18 protein-coding genes are annotated in these 19,173 nt (G+C 70.5%); 9 read left to right on the top strand and 9 right to left on the bottom strand.

The features are described from left to right. The gene (locus tag ACIBI9_RS12710; protein ID WP_397222124.1) at positions 1-1,752 is read left to right on the top strand and encodes an acetyl/propionyl/methylcrotonyl-CoA carboxylase subunit alpha; all 1,752 of its coding nucleotides are present in this window, start codon (positions 1-3) and stop codon (positions 1,750-1,752) included. A gap of 237 nt (positions 1,753-1,989) precedes the next feature. Continuing rightward, positions 1,990-3,261 (top strand): hypothetical protein, encoded by a 1,272-nt coding sequence (locus tag ACIBI9_RS12705; protein WP_397222122.1) that lies wholly within the window; start codon positions 1,990-1,992, stop codon positions 3,259-3,261. Positions 3,262-3,589: 328 nt separating this feature from the next. Here the strand turns inward: ACIBI9_RS12705 and ACIBI9_RS12700 are convergent, their stop codons facing one another. Continuing rightward, positions 3,590-4,156 (bottom strand): TOPRIM nucleotidyl transferase/hydrolase domain-containing protein, encoded by a 567-nt coding sequence (locus tag ACIBI9_RS12700; protein ID WP_397222121.1) that lies wholly within the window; start codon positions 4,154-4,156, stop codon positions 3,590-3,592. Here ACIBI9_RS12700 and ACIBI9_RS12695 point away from each other — a divergent pair. Further along, positions 4,079-4,486, top strand: a complete 408-nt coding sequence (locus tag ACIBI9_RS12695) for a S1 RNA-binding domain-containing protein (protein WP_397222120.1) — start codon at positions 4,079-4,081, stop codon at positions 4,484-4,486. The genes ACIBI9_RS12700 and ACIBI9_RS12695 overlap by 78 nt on opposite strands. Positions 4,487-4,533: 47 nt before the next feature. Here ACIBI9_RS12695 and ACIBI9_RS12690 read toward each other — a convergent pair whose 3' ends face one another. Beyond that, positions 4,534-4,941: a RidA family protein gene (locus ACIBI9_RS12690; protein ID WP_397222119.1), complete on the bottom strand. Its 408-nt coding sequence runs from the start codon at positions 4,939-4,941 to the stop codon at positions 4,534-4,536. A 351-nt stretch (positions 4,942-5,292) separates the two neighbouring features. Next, on the bottom strand, positions 5,293-5,850 hold the full coding sequence (locus ACIBI9_RS12685; protein WP_397222118.1) for a DUF6939 family protein: 558 nt from the start codon (positions 5,848-5,850) through the stop codon (positions 5,293-5,295). A gap of 96 nt (positions 5,851-5,946) precedes the next feature. On the opposite strand from ACIBI9_RS12685, the gene ACIBI9_RS12680 reads away from it, so the two are divergent. The 3 genes from ACIBI9_RS12680 to ACIBI9_RS12670 are packed head-to-tail and all read left to right on the top strand — an operon-like array spanning position 5,947 to position 7,738. Continuing rightward, on the top strand, positions 5,947-6,465 hold the full coding sequence (locus ACIBI9_RS12680) for an AAA family ATPase (protein WP_397222117.1): 519 nt from the start codon (positions 5,947-5,949) through the stop codon (positions 6,463-6,465). Positions 6,466-6,475: 10 nt separating this feature from the next. Continuing rightward, on the top strand, positions 6,476-7,195 hold the full coding sequence (locus tag ACIBI9_RS12675) for a histidine phosphatase family protein (RefSeq protein ID WP_397222116.1): 720 nt from the start codon (positions 6,476-6,478) through the stop codon (positions 7,193-7,195). Further along, positions 7,196-7,738, top strand: a complete 543-nt coding sequence (locus ACIBI9_RS12670) for a GNAT family N-acetyltransferase (protein WP_397222115.1) — start codon at positions 7,196-7,198, stop codon at positions 7,736-7,738. On the opposite strand, the gene ACIBI9_RS12665 is transcribed toward ACIBI9_RS12670, so the two are convergent. From ACIBI9_RS12665 to ACIBI9_RS12640, 6 genes are all read right to left on the bottom strand, one after another. Next, complete coding sequence (locus tag ACIBI9_RS12665) at positions 7,707-8,825, bottom strand: NAD(P)/FAD-dependent oxidoreductase (protein ID WP_397222114.1); 1,119 nt, start codon at positions 8,823-8,825, stop codon at positions 7,707-7,709. The two genes, ACIBI9_RS12670 and ACIBI9_RS12665, sit on opposite strands and share 32 nt — an antisense overlap. 66 nt (positions 8,826-8,891) lie before the next feature. Then, complete coding sequence (gene sigJ, locus ACIBI9_RS12660) at positions 8,892-9,776, bottom strand: RNA polymerase sigma factor SigJ (RefSeq protein ID WP_397222113.1); 885 nt, start codon at positions 9,774-9,776, stop codon at positions 8,892-8,894. 28 nt (positions 9,777-9,804) lie between these two features. Further along, entirely contained in the window at positions 9,805-10,119 is a 315-nt protein-coding gene (gvpO, locus tag ACIBI9_RS12655; RefSeq protein WP_397222112.1) for a gas vesicle protein GvpO, read from the bottom strand. A gap of 93 nt (positions 10,120-10,212) precedes the next feature. Further along, positions 10,213-11,217 (bottom strand): LacI family DNA-binding transcriptional regulator, encoded by a 1,005-nt coding sequence (locus tag ACIBI9_RS12650; protein ID WP_397222111.1) that lies wholly within the window; start codon positions 11,215-11,217, stop codon positions 10,213-10,215. Next, the gene (locus ACIBI9_RS12645; protein ID WP_397222590.1) at positions 11,214-13,973 is read right to left on the bottom strand and encodes a glycoside hydrolase family 3 C-terminal domain-containing protein; all 2,760 of its coding nucleotides are present in this window, start codon (positions 13,971-13,973) and stop codon (positions 11,214-11,216) included. The genes ACIBI9_RS12650 and ACIBI9_RS12645 overlap by 4 nt, the downstream gene beginning before the upstream one ends. A 104-nt stretch (positions 13,974-14,077) precedes the next feature. Beyond that, a complete protein-coding gene (locus ACIBI9_RS12640; protein ID WP_397222110.1) occupies positions 14,078-15,277 on the bottom strand; it encodes an ROK family protein in 1,200 nt (399 codons plus the stop codon). Between the two features lie 210 nt (positions 15,278-15,487). On the opposite strand from ACIBI9_RS12640, the gene ACIBI9_RS12635 reads away from it, so the two are divergent. Genes ACIBI9_RS12635 through ACIBI9_RS12625 form a run of 3 tightly spaced genes read left to right on the top strand, consistent with a single transcriptional unit; the run spans position 15,488 to position 19,050 of the window. Further along, complete coding sequence (locus ACIBI9_RS12635) at positions 15,488-17,128, top strand: extracellular solute-binding protein (RefSeq protein ID WP_397222109.1); 1,641 nt, start codon at positions 15,488-15,490, stop codon at positions 17,126-17,128. 36 nt (positions 17,129-17,164) lie between these two features. Beyond that, positions 17,165-18,142: an ABC transporter permease gene (locus ACIBI9_RS12630; RefSeq protein WP_397222108.1), complete on the top strand. Its 978-nt coding sequence runs from the start codon at positions 17,165-17,167 to the stop codon at positions 18,140-18,142. Next, complete coding sequence (locus ACIBI9_RS12625) at positions 18,139-19,050, top strand: carbohydrate ABC transporter permease (protein WP_397222107.1); 912 nt, start codon at positions 18,139-18,141, stop codon at positions 19,048-19,050. Before ACIBI9_RS12630 ends, ACIBI9_RS12625 begins: the two co-directional genes overlap by 4 nt. Positions 19,051-19,173: the final 123 nt, after the last annotated feature.

Below are 19,173 nucleotides of genomic sequence, written 5' to 3'. Positions count from 1 at the left end.
GTGCGGAAGGTTCTGATCGCCAATCGGGGCGAGATCGCGGTACGGGTGGCCCGCGCGTGCCAGGACGCCGGGATCGGAAGTGTGGCCGTCTACGCCGACCAGGACCTCGACGCCCTGCACGCCAAGGTCGCCGACGAGGCGTACGCGCTGGGCGGCCGGTCCCCCGCGGAGACCTACCTCGACATCGCCAAGCTGCTTGACGTCGCGCGGCGCTCCGGCGCCGACGCCGTACATCCCGGATACGGCTTCCTGGCCGAGAACGCCGCCTTCGCGCAGGCCGTCATCGACGCGGGCCTGATCTGGATCGGCCCGCCGCCGGACGCCATCGCCGCGCTCGGCGACAAGGTGCGGGCCAGGCACATCGCGCAGAAGGTCGGCGCGCCGCTGGTCGCGGGCACCAAGGACCCCGTCTCCGGGGCTGCCGAGGTCGTGGCGTTCGCGGAGGAGCACGGGCTGCCGATCGCGATCAAGGCGGCGTACGGCGGCGGCGGGCGCGGCATCAAGGTGGCGCGCGACCTGTCGGAGGTCGCCGAGCTGTACGAGTCGGCCGTGCGCGAGGCCGTCGCGTCGTTCGGACGGGGCGAGTGCTTCGTGGAGCGCTACCTCGACCGGCCGCGCCACGTCGAGACGCAGTGCCTGGCCGACGCGCACGGCAACGTGGTCGTGGTCAGCACGCGCGACTGCTCGCTCCAGCGCCGCCACCAGAAGCTGGTGGAGGAGGCGCCGGCGCCGTTCCTGTCACGGGAGCAGGTCGAGATCCTCTACTCCAGCTCCAAGGCCATCCTGAAGGAGGCGGGCTACGTCGGGGCCGGCACGTGCGAGTTCCTCGTGGGACAGGACGGGACGATCTCGTTCCTCGAGGTGAACACCCGGCTGCAGGTCGAGCACCCGGTCACCGAGGAGGTGTCGGGGATCGACCTGGTGCGGGAGATGTTCAGGATCGCCGACGGGGAGGCGCTGGAGTACGGCGACCCGGAGCTGCGCGGGCACTCGATCGAGTTCCGGATCAACGCGGAGGACGCCGGGCGCAACTTCCTGCCCGCCCCCGGGACACTGACCGTCATGCGCCCGCCCGCGGGGCCCGGGGTGCGCCTCGACGCCGGTTACGAGGCGGGGATGACGGTGCCGCAGACGTTCGACTCGCTGGTGGCGAAGCTGGTCGTCACGGGCCGGACGCGGCAGGAGGCGCTGGAGCGGTCGCGGCGGGCGCTGGCCGAGTTCGAGATCTCGGGGATGCCCACCGTGCTGCCCTTCCACCGGGCCGTCGTGTCGGATCCGGCGTTCGCCTCCTCGCCGTTCTCGGTGCACACGCGGTGGATCGAGACGGAATGGGAGAACACGGTCGCGCCGTACGAGGAGGAGATCGCCTCGGGCCCGGACGCCGTCGCCGCCGCTCGCGAGACGGTGACGGTCGAGGTCGGGGGCAAGCGCCTCGAAGTGGTGCTGCCCGCCGGGCTCGGGGCCTCCGCCCCGGCGCCCGCGAAGGCGCCGCGACGCGGTGGCGGCAGCTCCAGGAAGGCGTCGGCGGCCGGCGGCGACACGCTGGTCAGCCCGATGCAGGGGACGATCGTCAAGGTCGTGGCCACGGACGGGGACGTCGTGAACGAGGGCGACACGGTCGTGGTGCTGGAGGCCATGAAGATGGAGCAGCCGCTGGCCGCCCACAAGTCGGGCACGATCACGGGGCTCACGGCCACGGTCGGGCAGACCGTTACGTCCGGCGCCACCATCTGTGAGATCAAGGACACCTGACGGAGATTCCGGCATCTTCGCCACGGTGTGCGCCCGCGCGCTCGCGGACAGGTAACGTGCGCAGTGAGGAACTTTGCCGACCGCTCGTTCGTCCTCATGGGCGAAGGAGGCTTGCTGCCAATGACCCACTCGCTGCGCCGAGCAGGGGCCGCGCTTGCGGCTCTGATCGCCGGTCTAATCGTCGTGCTTGCGCTGTCCCCTGCCGCCAACGCGGCGGCACCCCCTGATGCTCAGTCGGTGGTGTCCTACTGGAAGGACAAGAAGGACCCGCTCTTCGTGGAGTCGGGTTCACCGCTGTCGTCAGACCAGCAGGATGAGATCCGTGACGCGCTGAAGGGAGCCGACAGCAAGATCTACGCCGTGGCGCTCCCCGACGGCACGCTGGACAACTCCACGATTGCTTCCTACATGAGCTCGCTCAACTCCGAGCTCACGAAGGCCGGCCGCAACCGCGCCACCTTCGCCGTGCTCGACGGCCAGACGCTGTTCGCGGCCTCGAGCGCCATCCGCGGGCAAGGCGTCGCGGGCGAGCTGGCCAACCTCGCCGTGAGCAACAACTCCGGCAACATCGTTGACGGCATGAAGGACTTCGTCAACCGCGTTGACCTCGCCGTCGACGGCAAGCGCTCCGCCCTCGACAGCGGCAGCCAGGCCAACCCCGGCGCCGGCGGCACCGCCGCGCTGATCGCCCTGGGCGGGCTGGTCCTGGTCGGCGGTGGCGGCTACTTCCTCTACTCCAGCAACCGCAAGAAGAAGAAGGCCCTCCAGGACGCCAAGGACCTGGCGGCCGTCAAGCAGACCGTGGACGAGGACGTCACCAAGCTGGGCGAGGAGATCACCGCCCTCGACACCGACGTGACGCTCTCCGGCGAGGGCGGCAAGCACATCGAGGAGTGGCAGCAGGCGCTCGACTCCTACGAGAAGGCCAAGACCCAGCTGGCCAACGTCCAGCGCGCCGAGCAGGTCCGCGAGGTCACCCAGACCCTCGAGGACGGCCGCTACGCGCTGGCCGTGGTGAAGGCCAAGGTCCACAACGACCCGGTCCCCGAGCGACGTGCCCCCTGCTTCTTCAACCCGCAGCACGGCCCGTCCGTCCGCGACGTCCGCTGGGCCCCGCCCGGTGGCGCCGTCCGCGACGTGCCCGCCTGCAAGATGGACGCCGAGGCCGTGGAGCGCGGCTTCGACCCGCAGATGCGCGAGGTCATGGTCGACGGCCAACGCCGTCCCTACTACGACGCGGGGCCCGCGTACCAGCCGTACGCGTACGGCTACTACGGCGGCTTCGGCGACATCATGACCGGCATGTTCATCGGCACCATGATGGGCAGCCTGCTCAGCGGCGGCTGGGGCTACGGCGGCTACGGCGCCGGCTACGCCGAGGGCTACGCTGACGGCGGCGGAGGCGACGTCGGCGGTGGCGACTTCGGCGGCGGCGACGGCGGCGGCTGGGGCGACTTCGGTGGCGGAGGCGACTTCGGCGGCGGCGACTTCGGCGGCGGCGACTGGTAACCCCGGAGGCCCAAGCCCACCGGCATGGGCCTCCGCCCAGGAGGCGCTACGCGCGAAATCGGCTCCGGGCTGTGTTTCCCAGGGGGGCTCACGCCCCCCCTTCGACCCCCCACAAGCAAGGTCCTCGCACTGGACGCGCTTCGCGCTGAAACGCTCGGGCTGCGCCTTGTGGGGGCAAGCCCCCACACCCCCGCCTGGGGGTCTTCCGACCCCCAGGCCCCCGGCGTTGACCGGGGACGCGCCCTTGAATCGGGCGCCTACCAAGGCACGCGGAGATCCTGATCTTGACGGGTAGCCCGCACCCGCCGGTTCCATCGGCGAATCCGCCTCACCCGGCGACGTGGGCCAGCAGCCTGTCCAGCGGTCGCGGCACGCGATCGAGATCAAGGGCCGCGACGAGCAGGGCGGAGTAACGGATCTTGCGGCCGCTGCCCGATCCCATGAACCGGCGCAACTGGTCGTGAGGGGCCCTCCCGCGCCATGCGGGTTGCTTCTGGAGCGAACGAAATGATCTGAGCTCGCCCTCTGCGTCGAGAACGCGCTCAACCGTGGCGGTGCCGAGGGCGCGGATCAGCTCGTCTTCCAGGTCGGCGACGCACACGAAGAATCCGAGCGCCTCCAGATCGCTCCGGCTGAGATTGGATCCCAGGCCGGCGCGTTCGAGGCTCCTCTGGAAGTCGCCTTCCTCCCCGACATCGCACAGACCGGCCAGCCGGAGATTACGACCGGGAGGGCCGAACTTGCCGATATACGTCCCAATGTTCGTGGCACCGCCCATCGCCATAAGGGAGATGCCTTCGGCCGCCAGGTTCCGGCCATGACGTTCGGCCAACGCTTCGACGGCCGACTTGTCACTGACTCCCTCGACCAGGACCACGGTGTGCGTGTCACTCACGAGCCCAGCCTTGCACTCAACGCTGGACAGGTTCATCCCCTTTTATGCGCTGGAAGGTCACCAGCCGCAGATCACGATGACTTCGTTCGCGTGGCAGACGGCATCGAGGGCTTGGTCCATCTCAGCGAACTCGCCGCCCCGACTGTCGATGGATCAGGCAACGCGGTTCGAGTCGGCGACGAGGTGACCGTGATCGTCATCGAGGTCGACTCGCTGCAGCGTCGGGTCGCTCTGTCTCGCCGCCGAGCCGCCGAGCCACCGAGCCACCGAGCCACCGAGCCACCGAGCCACCGAGCAAGGCTTGGGGATCCGTGCGACCCCGCAGGCTGAACTCTCTCCCGACCGCCATCCGTAGCCTGCGGTCGCAGAGCAGCTGTTCAGCTGAGGACCGCGGTGGCTTCGATCTCGACCAGATGGTCGGGGACGTCCAGTGCCGCGACGCCCAGCAGGGTGGCCGGTGGGACCGGAGTGATCCCCAGCTTCGCGGTCGCCCGGGAGATCCCCTCCAGGAGTGAGGGCATCCTGTCGGGGGTCCAGTCGACGACGTAGAAGGTCAGTTTCGCCACGTCGTCGAAGGAGCCGCCCACCTCGGTCAGGGCGGTGGCGATGTTGAGGTAGCACTGCTCGACCTGCGCGGCGAGGTCGCCTTCGCCGACTGTGATCCCGTCGGCGTCCCAGGCGACCTGTCCGGCGATGAAGACGAGCTTCGTCCCTGATGCGATCGACACCTGCCGGTAGACATCGATCTTGGGCAATCCGCTGGGGTTCACCAGAGTGATGGCCATGCTGCCTGCCTCCTTGTTTCCGGGCTCCTGTGGGCCGCGTCCGCCGGATTCACGACGCTCGCGGTTTCTTGTGGTTACTCAGGAACCATAGGAGAGTGGTCGCTGACATGGAAGAACGCACTTTTCAGTGACTGGGGAACCTGATGGTGACCACACAGTCGCGCCGGGGCCAATCCTTGCCAGCAACGGTCGATGGCATGGGCGACTGGACTCACCAGCACCTCGGTCACATCGAAGTCGCCCGCCGCCGTTTCGGCACCTGAAGGCACGCACACGCGCCGCCGTGGGCCGGACCTCGCTCGGGCGGTTCGTCGGGGAGGCCGACTGCGATGCTCAGCCGTTACAGCGGGATCAGGCTTCCTCAGGCCATTTCGCCTGGATGTGCAGGCAGATCAGCGCGGCGTGAGAGAGCGGGGTGGCAGGGTCGTCGATGTCGCCGTTGGTGGTGTAGTCGAGGAGGACGACCTCGCGGTCGGCGGCGAGCAGGCGCAGACGCTCCACGAGATCGCCGGTCTTGTGCTCCAGGACCCAGCGGTAGACCGGGAGGTAGATGCGGCGCCGCGCGGTCCGGTACGTCAGCAACCGGTCACCGTGGAGGCCGTCGCGGTGGCCGCGCACCGGTCCGTGTTTGCGTACGGTGCGTTTGAGGCCGGTCATGGTGGTGATCGCGAGCTTGGCCGGGTCGACGTCGGCGGTCTCGAAGACTTTGAGCGCCTGCCAGATCCCCTCGACGGTCTGGCCGGTGACGCCCGGGGTCTGTGGGACGGGGATGCCGCCGTGCGGGTAGAACGGGCTCAGCCGCACCCATGGCTCGTCCGCTTTGGAGGTCACGTCGATGACCTCGGCGCCGGGGAAGGCCTTGGCGAGTGAGGCAGCCGAACGGCGGCGGCTGGCGACCTGGATCGGCACGAACGGCAACCCTTCGCGAGAGCGGACGGGTTCAGCTTGGCCGACGGGTGTGACATTTTCCGCGTTCACCGGGGTGGGCTGCCTAGCATGGAGTGCGTGCTCATCGTCATCGGCGGCCTGCCCGCGACAGGCAAGACGACGCTCGCCCGGCTCCTCGCCGCCCGCATCGGCGCGGTGCACGTGCGGATCGACACCATCGAGCAGGCGATCGTCCGCTCAGGCCTGGCCCGCCACCCCATCGGCCCCGCCGGATACGTCGTCGGCTACGCGCTGGCCGGGGAGCACCTGCGGCAGGGGCTGACGGTGATCGCGGAGTCGGTGAACCCGCTGGCCGTCACCCGCGACGCCTGGCGGGAGGTCGGGATCAAGGCGGGCGTTCGGGTGGCCGAGGTGGAGGTGGTCTGCTCCGATCGCGACGAGCATCGGCACCGCGTGATCTCGCGCTCGATCGACATCCCCGACCTGCGACCGCCTGACTGGCGGGAGGTCGTGGAGCGTGAGTACGAGCCGTGGGAGCGCGAACGCGTCCTCGTCGACACCGCCGGACAGGCCCCCGAGGAGTCGCTCGACGCCCTTCTCCGGGATCTTGAGCGCATCGGGGGCTCCGGCTCGTAGGGTCGGGCGCATGGGGGTCCGCGTGTTGTGCCTGCGCCATGCCGAGTCGGAGAACGTCGTCTCCCGGATGGCCGGGGCGCTGCCGCTGGCGGAGCTGACCTCGAAGGGACGGGTGCAGGCGGCGGAGGCGGCCGTTCACCTGCTCGGGGAAGGGGCCACCCGGATCTACACCAGTACGGCGGTGCGCGCCCGGCAGACGGCCGAGATCATCGCGCGGGCGCTGGGTCTGCGGGAGGAGGTGGTGGCGCTGCGAGGGCTCGTGGAGTTCGGGGTGGGGCGGTTGGAGGGCACCACCGATCCGGCGGTCCGGGCGCGTACCGCCGAGGTGCTGCGTTCGTGGGTGGTGGAGGGGAGATTGGGCGAGGCGGTGGCGGACGGCGAGGACGGGAACGCGGTCGTGGCCCGGGTGGTGGCCGCCTTCACCTCCATCGCAGCCGCCCACGCGGGCGAGCCGGCCACTCACCCGAGCACGGCAGCCATTCACATGGGGGAGCCGGCCGCCCACCCGAGCATGACGACCACCCACTCGGATCAGGTGGGCGCCTGCGAAGGTGAGACGGTCGTGCTGGTCGGGCATGTGGGGAGCCTCACCGCCGGGCTCAGCGTGCTGTGCGGGCTGGGTGAGCAGGTGTGGGGGGCGCCGCTCCCGCACGCGGTGCCGTTCCCGGTCGAGTGGGACGGCCGGTCCTGGCGGTGCGCGTCGTGGCCGTCCTTGCGACAAGATCGATAAGTGACCTACCTCGCCCAGGACACCCGTGTCGGCATCCGCCGCATCAGCCACCGCGACCGTACGGAATTCGTGACCCTGAACCGGGAGAGCGCCGACCTCCTCGCCCCCTGGATGCCCGGCCTGCCCATCACCACCGACGAGGCCTTCGAGGCGTACATGGCGCGCTTCGACGACCCGGCGAACGAGGGGTTCGTGATCTGCCGGCTCGAGACCGGCGCGATCGTCGGCCGGGCCAACCTGAACAACATCATCCGGGGCACCCGCCAGGACGGCACCCTGGGCTACTGCGCCTACTCGGCCACGACCGGCCGGGGCTACATGACCGAGGGCCTGCGGCTGCTCGTCCGGTACGCGTTCGGCGAGCTGGGGCTGCACCGCGTCGAAGCCAACATCCAGCCGTCGAACACCCCCTCCCTGAACCTGATCAAGCGGGTCGGTTTCCGAAGAGAGGGGTATTCGCCGGCGTTCCAGTTCATCGACGGGGCCTGGCGGGACCACGAGCGATGGGCCGTCACGGCCGGTACGGGCCCGGGTGGCGCATAGCCCAGACGGTACCGCGGGCGATGGTCTCCTTGAAGGCCGCGGAGGTCCGGCCGGTGAGGACGGCGTCGAGCGGGCTGTCGTCGGAACGGGTGAACTGGGTGACGCCGTCGTCCCGGCCCAGGCTGATGTTCTGCCAGACGTACCGGAATCTGGCCCGCCGTGGCGCCCGTCCGCTCAGCAGGTCGGCCACCGCGTCGCCCGCGCAGATCCCCATGGGGAGGCCGGTCTGGCAGGCCATCCGGGTGGCCCGCCCGCTCTGGTCCAGGGGGCGGGCGGCGTCGCCGATGCCGAACACCTCCGGATGCGACACCGACCGCAGCGACCGGTCCACGAGCATGCGTCCGTGCGGGTCCGCGGCCAGTCCCGCCTCCGCGGCCAGGCCGGGGACGCGGAAACCGGCGGCCCACACCACGGTCTCGGCAGGCAGTTCGTCCCCGTCCGCCAGCAGCAGGCCGTTCGGGCGGAGCTTGGCGACCGGCGTGCGCTCACGTACGGCGATGCCCATACGCCGGAAGGCCCGGTGGAGGTGGCGGCGGGCACGCGCGGACAGGCCCTCCCCGATCAAGCCGGCCGACAGCAGCGAGACGCGCAGCTCAGGGCGGGTGAAGGCGAACTCGGTCGCGGCCTCGATCCCGGTCAGCCCGCCGCCGATCACGGTCACCTCGCCGGTCTCGGCGAGGCGGGTGCCCAGCCGGACGGCCTCGTCGGCGGTGGCCAGCGTGTACGCATGCTCGCGCACCCCGGGCACGGCGTCCAGCTCCGCCGCGCTCCCGAGGGCGTAGACGAGCACGTCGTAGGAGAGCTCGTACGGCGGCGCGTCCAGGCGTACCGTCCTCGAACCCGGATCGATCCCGGTCACCCGGGCGACCACCAGCTCGATGCCGGTGCCGTCGAGCAGGCCGGTCAGCGGCAGGTCTGGCAGCCGCTGGCCCGCGGCCAGTTGGTGGAGCCGGATGCGCTCCACGAACCGGTCGGCCGCGTTGACCAGCGTCACCCGCGCGGCGGCGCCCCGCAACCGACGGGCGGCGCGCTTGGCCGCCCCGAGTCCGGCGTATCCGGCTCCCAGCACCACGATGCGATCTGTCATAGTTCCTGAACTGGCGAGCCCGCCCGTCCGTGACAGGATCGGCGTGTGATCGCGCTCACATCCGGTTCAGGCGAGCTGTGCCCCGGCGAAGGCGAGTTTGGCCGGGTTGACGGTGGTCCGGACGACGGCGACGTGCTCGCCGTCCAGCTCCATGGTCATGATCGCCAGCAGGTCGCCGCCGGGCCCGCGAATGAGCGCCGCGGGCTCCCCGTTGACCTCCAGGAACTCGGCCGCCACCCCGGCCGCCTCCGGCCGCGTGACAAGCCCTCCCAGGTAGCGCAGCACCCTCGCCAGACCGCGGACCGGCCGCCGGGCCGTCGCCGCGGCGCCGCCCCCGTCGGTCCAGGCGACGACGTCGTCGGCGAGCAGCCGTTCCAGGGCGGCGACGTCCCCGTGCACGGCGGCCTCCATGAATCGCCGCAGGATGCGCCGGTGCTGCTCCCGGTCGCTCTCGAAGCGCTTGCGCGGCTCCCCCACGTGCGCCCGCGCCCGCCGGTGGAGCTGGCGCGAGTACGCCTCCTCGATGCCCAGCACGTCGGCGATCTCCGCATGGCTGTGCCCGAACGCCTCCCGCAGCACGAACACCGCCCGCTCCACCGGCGTCAGCCGCTCCAGCAGGAGGAGCACGCCCATCGACACGGACTCGCGCTGCTCGACGGTCTCCAGCGGCCCGAGCGCCCCGTCAGCGGTGAGCACCGGCTCGGGCAGCCACGGGCCCGCGTAGCTCTCCCGCTGCCGCCGCGCGGACGTGAGCTGAGTAAGGCAGAGGTTGGTGGTCACCCTGGTCAGCCAGGCGGCCGGGACCTCGACCGGCCCGGTGACCCGGCTCCAGCGCAGGTAGGTCTCCTGCACCATGTCCTCGGCCTCCGCGGCGGAGCCGAGCAGCCGGTACGCCAGCCCGAACAGCCGCGCCCGCTGCCCCTCGAACACCTCCGCGCCAAGGTCGTCCACGCACCCGATGCTAGGTCACCCCGGGGGATCAGCCCGCCGACGTGGAGTCGGCGTCGCAGCGCCGGTAGCGCCGCAGCCTCCGGTACGACAGGAGGCCGCCCTCCGCGTCGATCCGGGCCTCGTAGAGGGCGAGGATGTCGTCCGAGGAGGGGATGCGACGGTCTTCGATCACCTCGACGCTAATCTTCCAGCCGCCCTCGACCGGTTCGACCGCTGTGACCCCCTCGGCCTCCTTCGCGGTCAGATCGGTGATGTGGCGGAGCCCGACCCCGCCGGCCGTCACGGCCGTCAGCCCCTCCGAACCCGAGTCGGCGGCCCTTGAGGGCATGCGCGGCTCAGTCATGCGTCTCTCCCCTCGCCTCGGCCAGCCTGCCCCCAGAAGGGGACGCGGAACTCCACGAGGCGAAAAAGCGGACAGGCTTGACGCCGCTTTGGGTCAGGTGCTGGCGCGGACGGCCAGGAGCGGCGTGAGGAGGGTGGATTCGGGGACCGCGCGGCCTTCGAGCTTGTCCATGACCAGGCGGACCGCCTCCCTGCCCACCTCCTCCGCCGGGATCAGCACGGAGGAGAGCGGCGGGCTGGCCCGCTCGGCCACGTCGTCGGGGCAGATCGCCACCACCGCCACGTCGTGCGGCACCCGCCGGTCGAGCTGCCGCAGCGCCGCCAGCACGTGGCCGACCGCGGCCTCGTTGTGCACGACCAGCCCGGACAGGCCGGGGCGGTCGAGGAACAGGCCGCGTACGGTCTCGTACACCTCGTCGAACGTCTCCTCGCACGGCAGCGCGACGCCCTGCAGACCGTGGGCGGCCACCGCCTCCACGAACCCCTCGCGCGTCCGCCGGGCGAACCCCGTCCCCCGCTCGTACACCACCGAGGGCGCCCCGAGCAGCGCGATCTCCTCGTGGCCGCGTTCGGCCAGGTGGTCCACGCACCGGGCGCCCGCGGCGGCGAAGTCGAGGTCGACGCAGGTCAGCCCGGCGGGTTCGGCGGGAAAGCCGATCAGGACGCTCGGCTCGGCCAGCTCGCGCAGCAGCGGCACCCTGCGGTCGTCCAGCTCGACGTCCATGAGCACCAGCGCGTCCACCAGCGCGCTCGCGGCCACCCGCCGGATGCCCTCGGTGCCCTCGTCGGCGGTCAGCAGCAGCACGTCGTGGTCGAACCGGCGCGCGGCCGTCACCACGGCGCTGGCGAAGCGCATCAGGACGGGCACGTGCATGCCCGCCCGCAGCGGCAGCACCAGCGCGATCACGTTGGAGCGCTTGCTGGCCAGGGCGCGGGCGCCGGCGTTGGGGTGGTAGCCGAGCGTGCTGATGCTGTCGAGCACCCGGCGCCTGGTGTCGGCCGAGATCGTCCGCTTGCCGCTGAGCACGTAGGAGACCGTGCTGACGGCCACGCCCGCGTGCTTGGCGACCTGGGCGATCGTGACCGTGCGCCCGCTCAAGCCCCGGCTCCGAAGTCGAGCCGGGCCAGCGTCACGCCGTCGTTCTCGAACACGGCATAAAGATCGTGCACGCCGTCCGCGGCCGCAAGCGAGGCCGTGACGGCGTGGTAGGCGTAGCGGTCGGTCCTGGGGACGGGGAAGGTGGCCAGGGCCTCCCCGTAGAGGGGGTCGCCGCGGCGGATGGTGATCATGCCGCCTTCCGTGCTGCCCGCCGTCGCCACGCACGTCGTGGCCCCACTGAGATCGACCTGCCGGAAGAGGATCCAGGCGCCCTCCGCGTCGGACCTGACGGCGTCGCCGTCCACTTTGGTCTCGTCCACGAACGTGATCGCGTCGTACTCGTCGTGCGCCGCCGCGCGCAGCAGTCCCGACTGGGGCGGCACGGTCTCGCCGTCCACCTCGAAGCGGGCACTCAGGCGCAGGTCGGTGGCGCTGCGGCCGACCATGAGCTGGTGCGGCGCGCTCTCCACGACGAACCTGCTCCTGGTCACGTCCCAGAACGCCAGCTCCGACACCGGCAGGGCCAGGCTGACGGCCCGGCTCTCGCCGGGCGCCAGGCGGACCTTCTCGAAGCCGCGCAGGCACCGCAGCGGCTGCTTGACGCGGGAGCGCTGCTGGTGGGTGTAGAACTGGACGACCTCCACGCCGGGCCGCGGGCCGGTGTTCGTCACGGTGACGCGGGCCCGCACCAGGTCGCCGTCCAGTTGTACGCGCAGGTCGGCGTACTCGAACGTCGTGTAGCTCAGGCCGTGGCCGAACGGGTGGAGCGGGACGCCGCGGAAGTACAGGTACGTGGCGTCGGAGGCGATGATGTCGTAGTCGAGCAGGTCGGGCAGCTCCTGCTCGGAGCGGTACCACGTCTGGGTGAGGCGGCCCTCCGGGTCGGCGTCGCCGAAGAGCACCTCGGCCAGGGCGTGGCCGTACTCCTGGCCGCCGTGGGCCGACCACAGCACGGCCGGGATCTCGTCGTCGGTCCAGGTGAGCGGGTAGCCGCTGGTGATGACCATGACGGTACGGGGGTTCGCCTTGCGGACGGCCCGGACCACGGCGTCCTGCCCGGGGGCGAGGGCCAGCGTCATGCGGTCCTCGGTCTCGCGGCCGTTGACGAGGGGGTGGTCGCCGACCACCACGACCGCCACGTCGGCCGCGGCGGCCAGGCGGGCGGCCTGGTCGGTGCCGCTCCTGACCACGTCCATGGCCAGCCAGGCCGCCTGGTCGGCGTCGTCGACCAGGCGCAGCACGCCGTCGTCGCCGGCGCCGACGTAGCAGCCGGTCGAGATGTGGCGCAGGGCGAGCGTGCTGCGCGGCCGCTCCTCCATCCGGAACGTCTGGCGCACCTCCCACCCGTTGGGCCCGGGCTGGTCGTTCACCAGCGTGACGCCGTCCACCGACACGAACCGGCCGGTCGCCACGGCCCGCAGCGCGTAGGCCCCGCCGCCCCAGTCGAACAGGTCGAACGTGCCCGCCTCAGATCCCAGGCTGAGCGGCCCGCCCGCGGGATCGGCGGCCACCGGTCCGGCCTCGGCGGTCAGCGTCACCCGGTCCACGGCCTCGCAGAACACCGTCTCGCACCGCTCGCCCAGCCCCTGGCGGGCGGTGACCGCGTACGGGAGGGTGCCGCTGTACCAGTCCTCCAGGAGCGCGTCGCCGAGCTGCCCGATCACCGCGACCTTGGTCACGCCGTCGAGCGGCAGCAGCCCGTCGTTCTTCAGCAGCACGAACGAGCGCCGCGCCGCCTCCCTGGCCAGCGCCTGGTGTTCGGGGCAGTTGACCACGTTGTCGCTGATGTCGTCGTACGGCGTCGCCGGGTCGAACTCCCCCAGCCTGAACCTGATCGACAGCGCGTGCCGCACCGCCTGATCGACATCCTCCTCGGCCAGCAGGCCCTGGGAGAGCGCGGCGCGCAGGTGGCCGAGCGTGGCCTCGGAGCGGTCGTCGTCCTGGGTGAAGCTGTCGAGCCCCGCCTTGATCGCGTGCGCGTACGCCTCGGGCAGCGTGTCGTGGTAGCCCTGGAGCGCGGTGAGGTTGCCCGGCGCGTACGCGTCGCTGACCACCAGCAGGTCGTCGGGCGCCCACGCGCGCAGCGCCTCGCCGATCAGCGGGCTGAGGTGCGCGGGGCGGCCGTTGACCAGGTTGTACGACGGCATGACCGCCACCGCCACGCCCTCCTCGATGGGGGGCCGGAAGGCGGGCAGCTCGTACTCGCGCAGCACCCGCGGCGGCAGGTTGCTGGAGGTCGTGCAGCGGTCGGTCTCGTTGTTGTAGGCGAGGAAGTGCTTGAGCGTCGGGGCGGTCTTGAGAACTTCGGGAGCGCTCCCACGAAGTCCGCGCGCATAAGCCGTGGCCATGACGCCGGTCAGCCACGGATCCTCGGAGTAACCCTCCTCGTTGCGCCCCCAGCGGGGGTCGCGCAGCGGGTTCACCACCGGGGCCCACACGTTGCGCCCCGCGCCCGCCGGGTCCTTGTGGTGGAAGGCCAGCACCTCGTCGCTGGTGGCCTCGCCCACCCTGCGCACGAGGTCGGGATCCCACGTCGAGGCCAGCCCCACGGCCTGGGGGAACACGGTGGCCGGTCCCAGCCAGGCCAGCCCGTGCAGCGCCTCGGTGCCGGTGCGGAACGCGCCGAGGCCCAGCCGCTCGACCGGCGCCTGGTACTGGTGCAGCAGCCCCACCTTCTCCTCAAGGGTGAGCCGGCGCACCAGGTCGTCGATCCGGTCGGAAATCGGGATCGCTGGGTCGCGGAAGGGTTCTTGCATGGTCATCCCTATGAAAGTGTCGAAGCGCTTCGACGACCGGCCTGGGGAAGTTACACGGACATTTCGGTGGGTTGACTGAAGAGTGCACTCCCCGGTGACCAAGGTCAAGGGACTCGGGGCAATCTCCCCGAATCAATGGAGTCGAGCACCCTCGCGGCGCCGCCCAGCGCGGCCGCGTCATGGCCCAGCGTCGAGGCCACGACCTGGCAACCGCCCGACTCGAAGGCGATCACGCGGTCGTCCATCTCGTCCTGGACGGCGGGCAGCAGCCACGGCGCCAGCGGGACGTAGTAGCCGCCGAGGATGACCACCTCGGGATTGAGCAGGTTCGCCAGGATCGACACGCCCTTGCCCAGGCTCCCGCCCACCGACTCCAGCGTGGCCAGGGTGGCCGGGTCGCCGGCGCGGGCGAGCCGTACGGACTCCTCGATCTCGACCTGGATCTCGGCGGGAGAGGGGTCCTTGCCCAGCACGGCGCCGATCCCGGCCATGACCTCCAGGCAGCCGCGCCGCCCGCAGTGGCACTCGGGACCGTCGGGATCGAGCTGGACGTGGCCGATCTCGCCGCTGTAGCCGAGGCGGCCGCGGCGCAGCCGCCCGTCGAGGATGATCCCCGCGCCCACGCCGATCTCGCCGGTGAGGTAGACGAGGTCGGAGGCCCCCGCGTGCGCGCCGAAGCGCTGCTCGGCCAGGGCGGCGAGGTTGGCGTCGTTGTCGACCTGGATCGGGAAGCCGGGATCGCGCAGCGCCTTGGTCAGGTCTCCGCCGATGTCGGCGTCGCGCCAGCCGAGGTTGGGCGCGATGCGTACGGTGCCCTGCACGTCGACCAGCCCCGGCACGGCCACGGCCAGGCCCAGGACCTGGCGCTCCTCCCTGGCCATGCGGTTGACCACCCGCCGGATGATCGCGCCGACGCCCGCGATCCCCTGGTTGACCGACTCGCCGCCGCCGAACGAGCGCCGCCACGTCAGCAGCCGCTCCCCCGCCAGATCGGTGGCCACGGCGGACACGTAGTCGACGTTGATCTCGACCCCGATGGCGGCGTACGGCGAGCCGTCCAGCACCAGCATCGTGGCCGGCCGCCCGACCCGGTTCTCGGTCAGCCCCGTCTCACGGACCAGCCGCCGGTCGATGAGGTCCGCGACGAGGCTGGAGACCGTCGCCTTGTTGAGCCCGGTGGAGGCCGCGATGTCGGCCCGCGAGCAGGGCGCGTGCTCCCGGACGAACCGCAGCACGACCGCGAGGTTGGTGGCCCGTACGTCGGCGAAGTCGGCCGGCTGAGGGCCGGTCGTAGAAGTGATCAAAATCAGCCCCGTTTCCGCCAAGAGATGACCCCAGCATGCCGCATCGCGGGCTCCCTTCACCAACAAGAGTCGATGCCGCAGACCTACTCATCGGCACCAACCTGTGACGTCGCGATCCCTTGTGGCCACGGTCACAGTCTACTAATTTGTTTGGTCGCAATACCAACTAATTTTCATGAGGCCATCCCCACTTGGAGAAGGGAGCGGGCCATGGCAACCAACACGTCCCGCCGCGGATTCCTCGGCCTGGTCGGTGCGAGCGTCCTGGTGGCCGGCTGCGCCGAGAAGAAGCAGCTGTCCAAGGGTACGGCCGTGGCGGCCGACAAGCTCAAGAGCCTGGTGCCCACGCGGATCCCGTTCGAGATCCCCGGGCTCAAACCCGATCTGCCCGGCGCCGAGTTCGTCTCGCCCGGCTTCCTGACCCGCCCGGCCACCATGGTGCAGGCCGTCACCACCAAGCCGCTGACCAGCGGCAAGGAAGTGACCGCGATGACTCCGCTGTGGGGCACGGTGCCGCCCGGCCTGGGCAGCAACTCCTACTACGACTACGTCAACGAGCGCCTCGGCGGCGTCGTGCGCTTCAACATCTCCGACGGCAACACGTACGGGCAGAAGCTCAGCACCCTGCTGGCCAGCGGCGACGTGCCCGAGATGCTCATGGTCCCGGGCTGGGAGCTCATCAAGATCGCCCACTTCACCGAGGCGGTCAACAAGCTCTTCGCCGACCTGGGACCCTACCTGGCCGGGGACAAGGCCAAGGAGTTCCCGCTGCTGGCCAACTTCGACACCGCGGCCTGGCAGTACGGCGTCTTCGGCGGCGTCCTGCAGGGCATCCCCTGGCAGAACGACCCGTACTCGTTCGCCACCTTCGTCCGCCAGGACATCCTGAACGAGCTGGGCCTGCAGCAGCCCAAGAGCGGCGACGACCTGCTCGTGCTCGGCAAGGCCATCACCGACACCAAGAAGAAGCGCTGGGCGTTCGGCGGCGGCATGGAGCAGGAGATGCAGCGGGCCTTCGGGGCGCCGCGCGAGTGGCGCAAGAAGAGCGACGGCACGCTCGAGTACAAGTACGAGACCGCCGAGTGGGCCGCCTCGATCGAGTTCATGACCAAGCTCTTCGAGGCCGGGTGGGTGCACCCCGACATCGTCGCCAACAAGGACGCCGACAACAAAGCCATCTTCGGCAGCGGCCAGATGATCATCTACCGGGACGGGCCCGGCGCCTGGCACGAGGCCCTGGGCCGGTTCCAGGCCGACAACCCCAAGTTCGACATGCAGATCGTCGCCCCCTACCCGGCCAAGCCCGGCGGCAGGACCATCATGTGGCGCAACGAGCCCGCCGGCATGTTCGTCTTCATCAAGAAGGGCCTCGGCGACGCCCGCACCCGCGAGCTGCTCGCCCTGTCCAACTGGTGCTCGGCGCCGTTCGGCACCCAGGAGTACGAGCTGGTCTTCAACGGCGTCGAGGGCAAGCACTACAACGTCAAGGACGGCAAGGTCGAGCAGACGGCGCTCGGGCGCAAGGAGGTCGCGCCCACGTACCTGTTCCTGTCGGGTCGGCCGAACGCCAACGAGAAGAGCCAGTACAAGGGCCTGGTCCAGGCGCAGTACGACTGGCAGACGCAGGCTTCGAAGATCCTGGACAACGACCCGTTCGTGGGGATCCGGGTGGAGACGCCCTCCAAGATGGCCGGGCTGGCCACGCCCACCGAGGACAAGATGCAGGAGATCTTCCGGGGCAAGCGGCCGGTGTCCGAGTGGCCGAAGCTCGTCAAGGAGTGGCAGGAGCAGGGCGGCAACGAGGCGCGCGAGTTCTACATGAAGGTCGCGCGGGAGAACGGCAGGCTGTGACACCGTGAGTCGCTCGACCCTCGCAGGGGGCCTCTCATGGGCGTGACGACGGCCAGGCGAACGGCCCGGCAGCCCCTGAGCGTCGCGGCCAAGCCCCAGGAACTGACCTGGCGGGCCAAGCTCCGGCGGGACTGGCCGCTGCTCGTGATGAACCTCCCGATGCTGCTGCTCGTCCTCGCCTTCTGGTGGATCCCCGCCCTGGGCAACGTCATCGCGTTCCAGGACTACAACCCGTACACCGACGGGATCATCGGCTCCCCGATCATCGGCTTCACCAACTTCGCGCTGCTCTTCCAGGACCCGCAGTTCCTGCGCGCCATCGCGAACACCCTGTCGATCACGGCCTTCCAGCTCGTCTTCTACTTCCCCGTGCCGATCATGCTGGCGCTGCTGCTCAACAGCATCGTCTCGGCCAGGCTGAGGGCGTTCGTGCAGGGCGTGGTCTACATGCCGTTCTTCTTCTCCTGGGTGCTGGTCATCGCCATCTTCCAGCAGATGTTCGGCGGGGCGGGGCTGCTGGCCCAGATCCTGCGGGAGCGCGGCCACGAGGGTGTCGACTGGATGACGAACTCGGACACGTTCATCCTGCTGATCACGTCCCAGACCGTCTGGAAGGACGCGGGCTGGGGCGCGATCATCTTCCTGGCCGCGCTCAGCACCATCGACCCCAACCTGTACGAGGCCGCCGCCGTGGACGGGGCCCGCCGGTGGCGTCGCATGTGGCACATCACGCTGCCCGGGCTGCGTCCGGTGATCGTGCTCCTGCTGATCCTGCGGCTCGGGGACGCGCTGAACGTCGGGTTCGAGCAGTTCATGCTGCAACGCAGCGCCGTCGGCAGCGAGGCGTCCGAGGTCTTCGACACGTTCGTGTACTGGTCGGGCCTGCGTACCGGGGACCTGGGGTACGGGGCGGCAGCCGGGCTGTTCAAGGGCCTGGTCGGGCTGCTGCTCATCGTGGCGGCCAACCGGGTCGCCCACGCGTTCGGCGAGCGAGGGGTGTATTCGCGATCATGACCGTACTCGCCTCCCGTAAGCCCTCCCGGCTCGCGCCGTGGGAGGAACGCCCCTCGCCGGTGGGGCAGCTCGGCAAGGGCACGCTGATCACGCTGATCGTCGTGGGGGTCCTCGGCCCCCTCTACACCATCCTCTTGACCAGCCTCAGCTCGGCCGCCACGGTCAACCGCGCGGGCGGGCTGGTGCTGCTGCCGGAAGGGATCACGTTCGAGGCGTACGAGCAGATCTTCTCCGACACGGTCGTCAGCAGGGCCGTCCTGGTCAGCACGGGCGTCACGGTGGTCGGGACGCTCATCAGCGCCGGCGTGAGCATCCTGGGCGCGTACTCGCTCTCGCGCCCGGGCTCGTTCCTCCACCGGCCGCTGCTGTTCAGCGTGCTGCTGATGTTCGTCTTCTTCCCGGGCATCATCCCGGTCTACCTGATGGTCAGCGGCCTGGGCCTGAAGGACAGCTACTGGTCGCTGATCCTCCCGACGGCCGTCTCGGCGTTCAACGTGGTGGTGCTGCGCTCGTTCTTCATGAGCATCCCGGGAGAGGTCCTGGACAGCGCCCGCATCGACGGGGCGGGCGAGTTCCGCATCCTGTGGCGCATCGTCCTGCCCATGTCGAAGGCGGTCACGGCCGTGGTGGCGATGTTCTACGCGGTCGGCTACTGGAACTCCTGGTTCAACGCGATGCTCTACATCGACGACACCAGGAAGTGGCCGCTGGCGCTGATCCTGCGCCAGTACGTGGTGGACTCCAACCCGCTGCCCAGCGCCACGGCAGGCGTGACCGGCGACGCCCCGCCGACCCTCGCCATCAAAATGGCCATCGTGGTCATCGCCGTGATCCCCGCCTTGATCATCTACCCCTTCGTCCAACGCCACTTCACCAAGGGCGTGATCGTCGGGGCCATCAAGGGCTGAAGCAAGGCCTTCCACGAGATGGCCCTCGCTGACGCTCGGACGTGCCCATCGGGGGCGAGAGGGCTTTCCAGCCCTCTCGCGCTCTCCCGGGCCTCGGCCGTGGCCCGCACGAATGCGTTTCCC

The sequence above is a fragment of the Nonomuraea sp. NPDC050451 genome (genome assembly GCF_044458585.1).
Note: the sequence above shows the minus strand (reverse complement) of the source record. Positions and strands in the feature narration are given on the sequence as shown.

Bases quoted from the DNA above. Each gene is read 5' to 3' on its own strand.
- ACIBI9_RS12695 (WP_397222120.1), top strand. From the start codon at position 4,079: ATGACGTTCGGCCAACGCTTCGACGGCCGACTTGTCACTGACTCCCTC.
- ACIBI9_RS12690 (WP_397222119.1), bottom strand. From the start codon at position 4,941: ATGGCCATCACTCTGGTGAACCCCAGCGGATTGCCCAAGATCGATGTC.
- ACIBI9_RS12675 (WP_397222116.1), top strand. From the start codon at position 6,476: ATGGGGGTCCGCGTGTTGTGCCTGCGCCATGCCGAGTCGGAGAACGTC.
- ACIBI9_RS12665 (WP_397222114.1), bottom strand. From the start codon at position 8,825: ATGACAGATCGCATCGTGGTGCTGGGAGCCGGATACGCCGGACTCGGG.
- gvpO (WP_397222112.1), bottom strand. From the start codon at position 10,119: ATGACTGAGCCGCGCATGCCCTCAAGGGCCGCCGACTCGGGTTCGGAG.
- ACIBI9_RS12645 (WP_397222590.1), bottom strand. From the start codon at position 13,973: ATGCAAGAACCCTTCCGCGACCCAGCGATCCCGATTTCCGACCGGATC.
- ACIBI9_RS12635 (WP_397222109.1), top strand. From the start codon at position 15,488: ATGGCAACCAACACGTCCCGCCGCGGATTCCTCGGCCTGGTCGGTGCG.
- ACIBI9_RS12630 (WP_397222108.1), top strand. From the start codon at position 17,165: ATGGGCGTGACGACGGCCAGGCGAACGGCCCGGCAGCCCCTGAGCGTC.
- ACIBI9_RS12625 (WP_397222107.1), top strand. From the start codon at position 18,139: ATGACCGTACTCGCCTCCCGTAAGCCCTCCCGGCTCGCGCCGTGGGAG.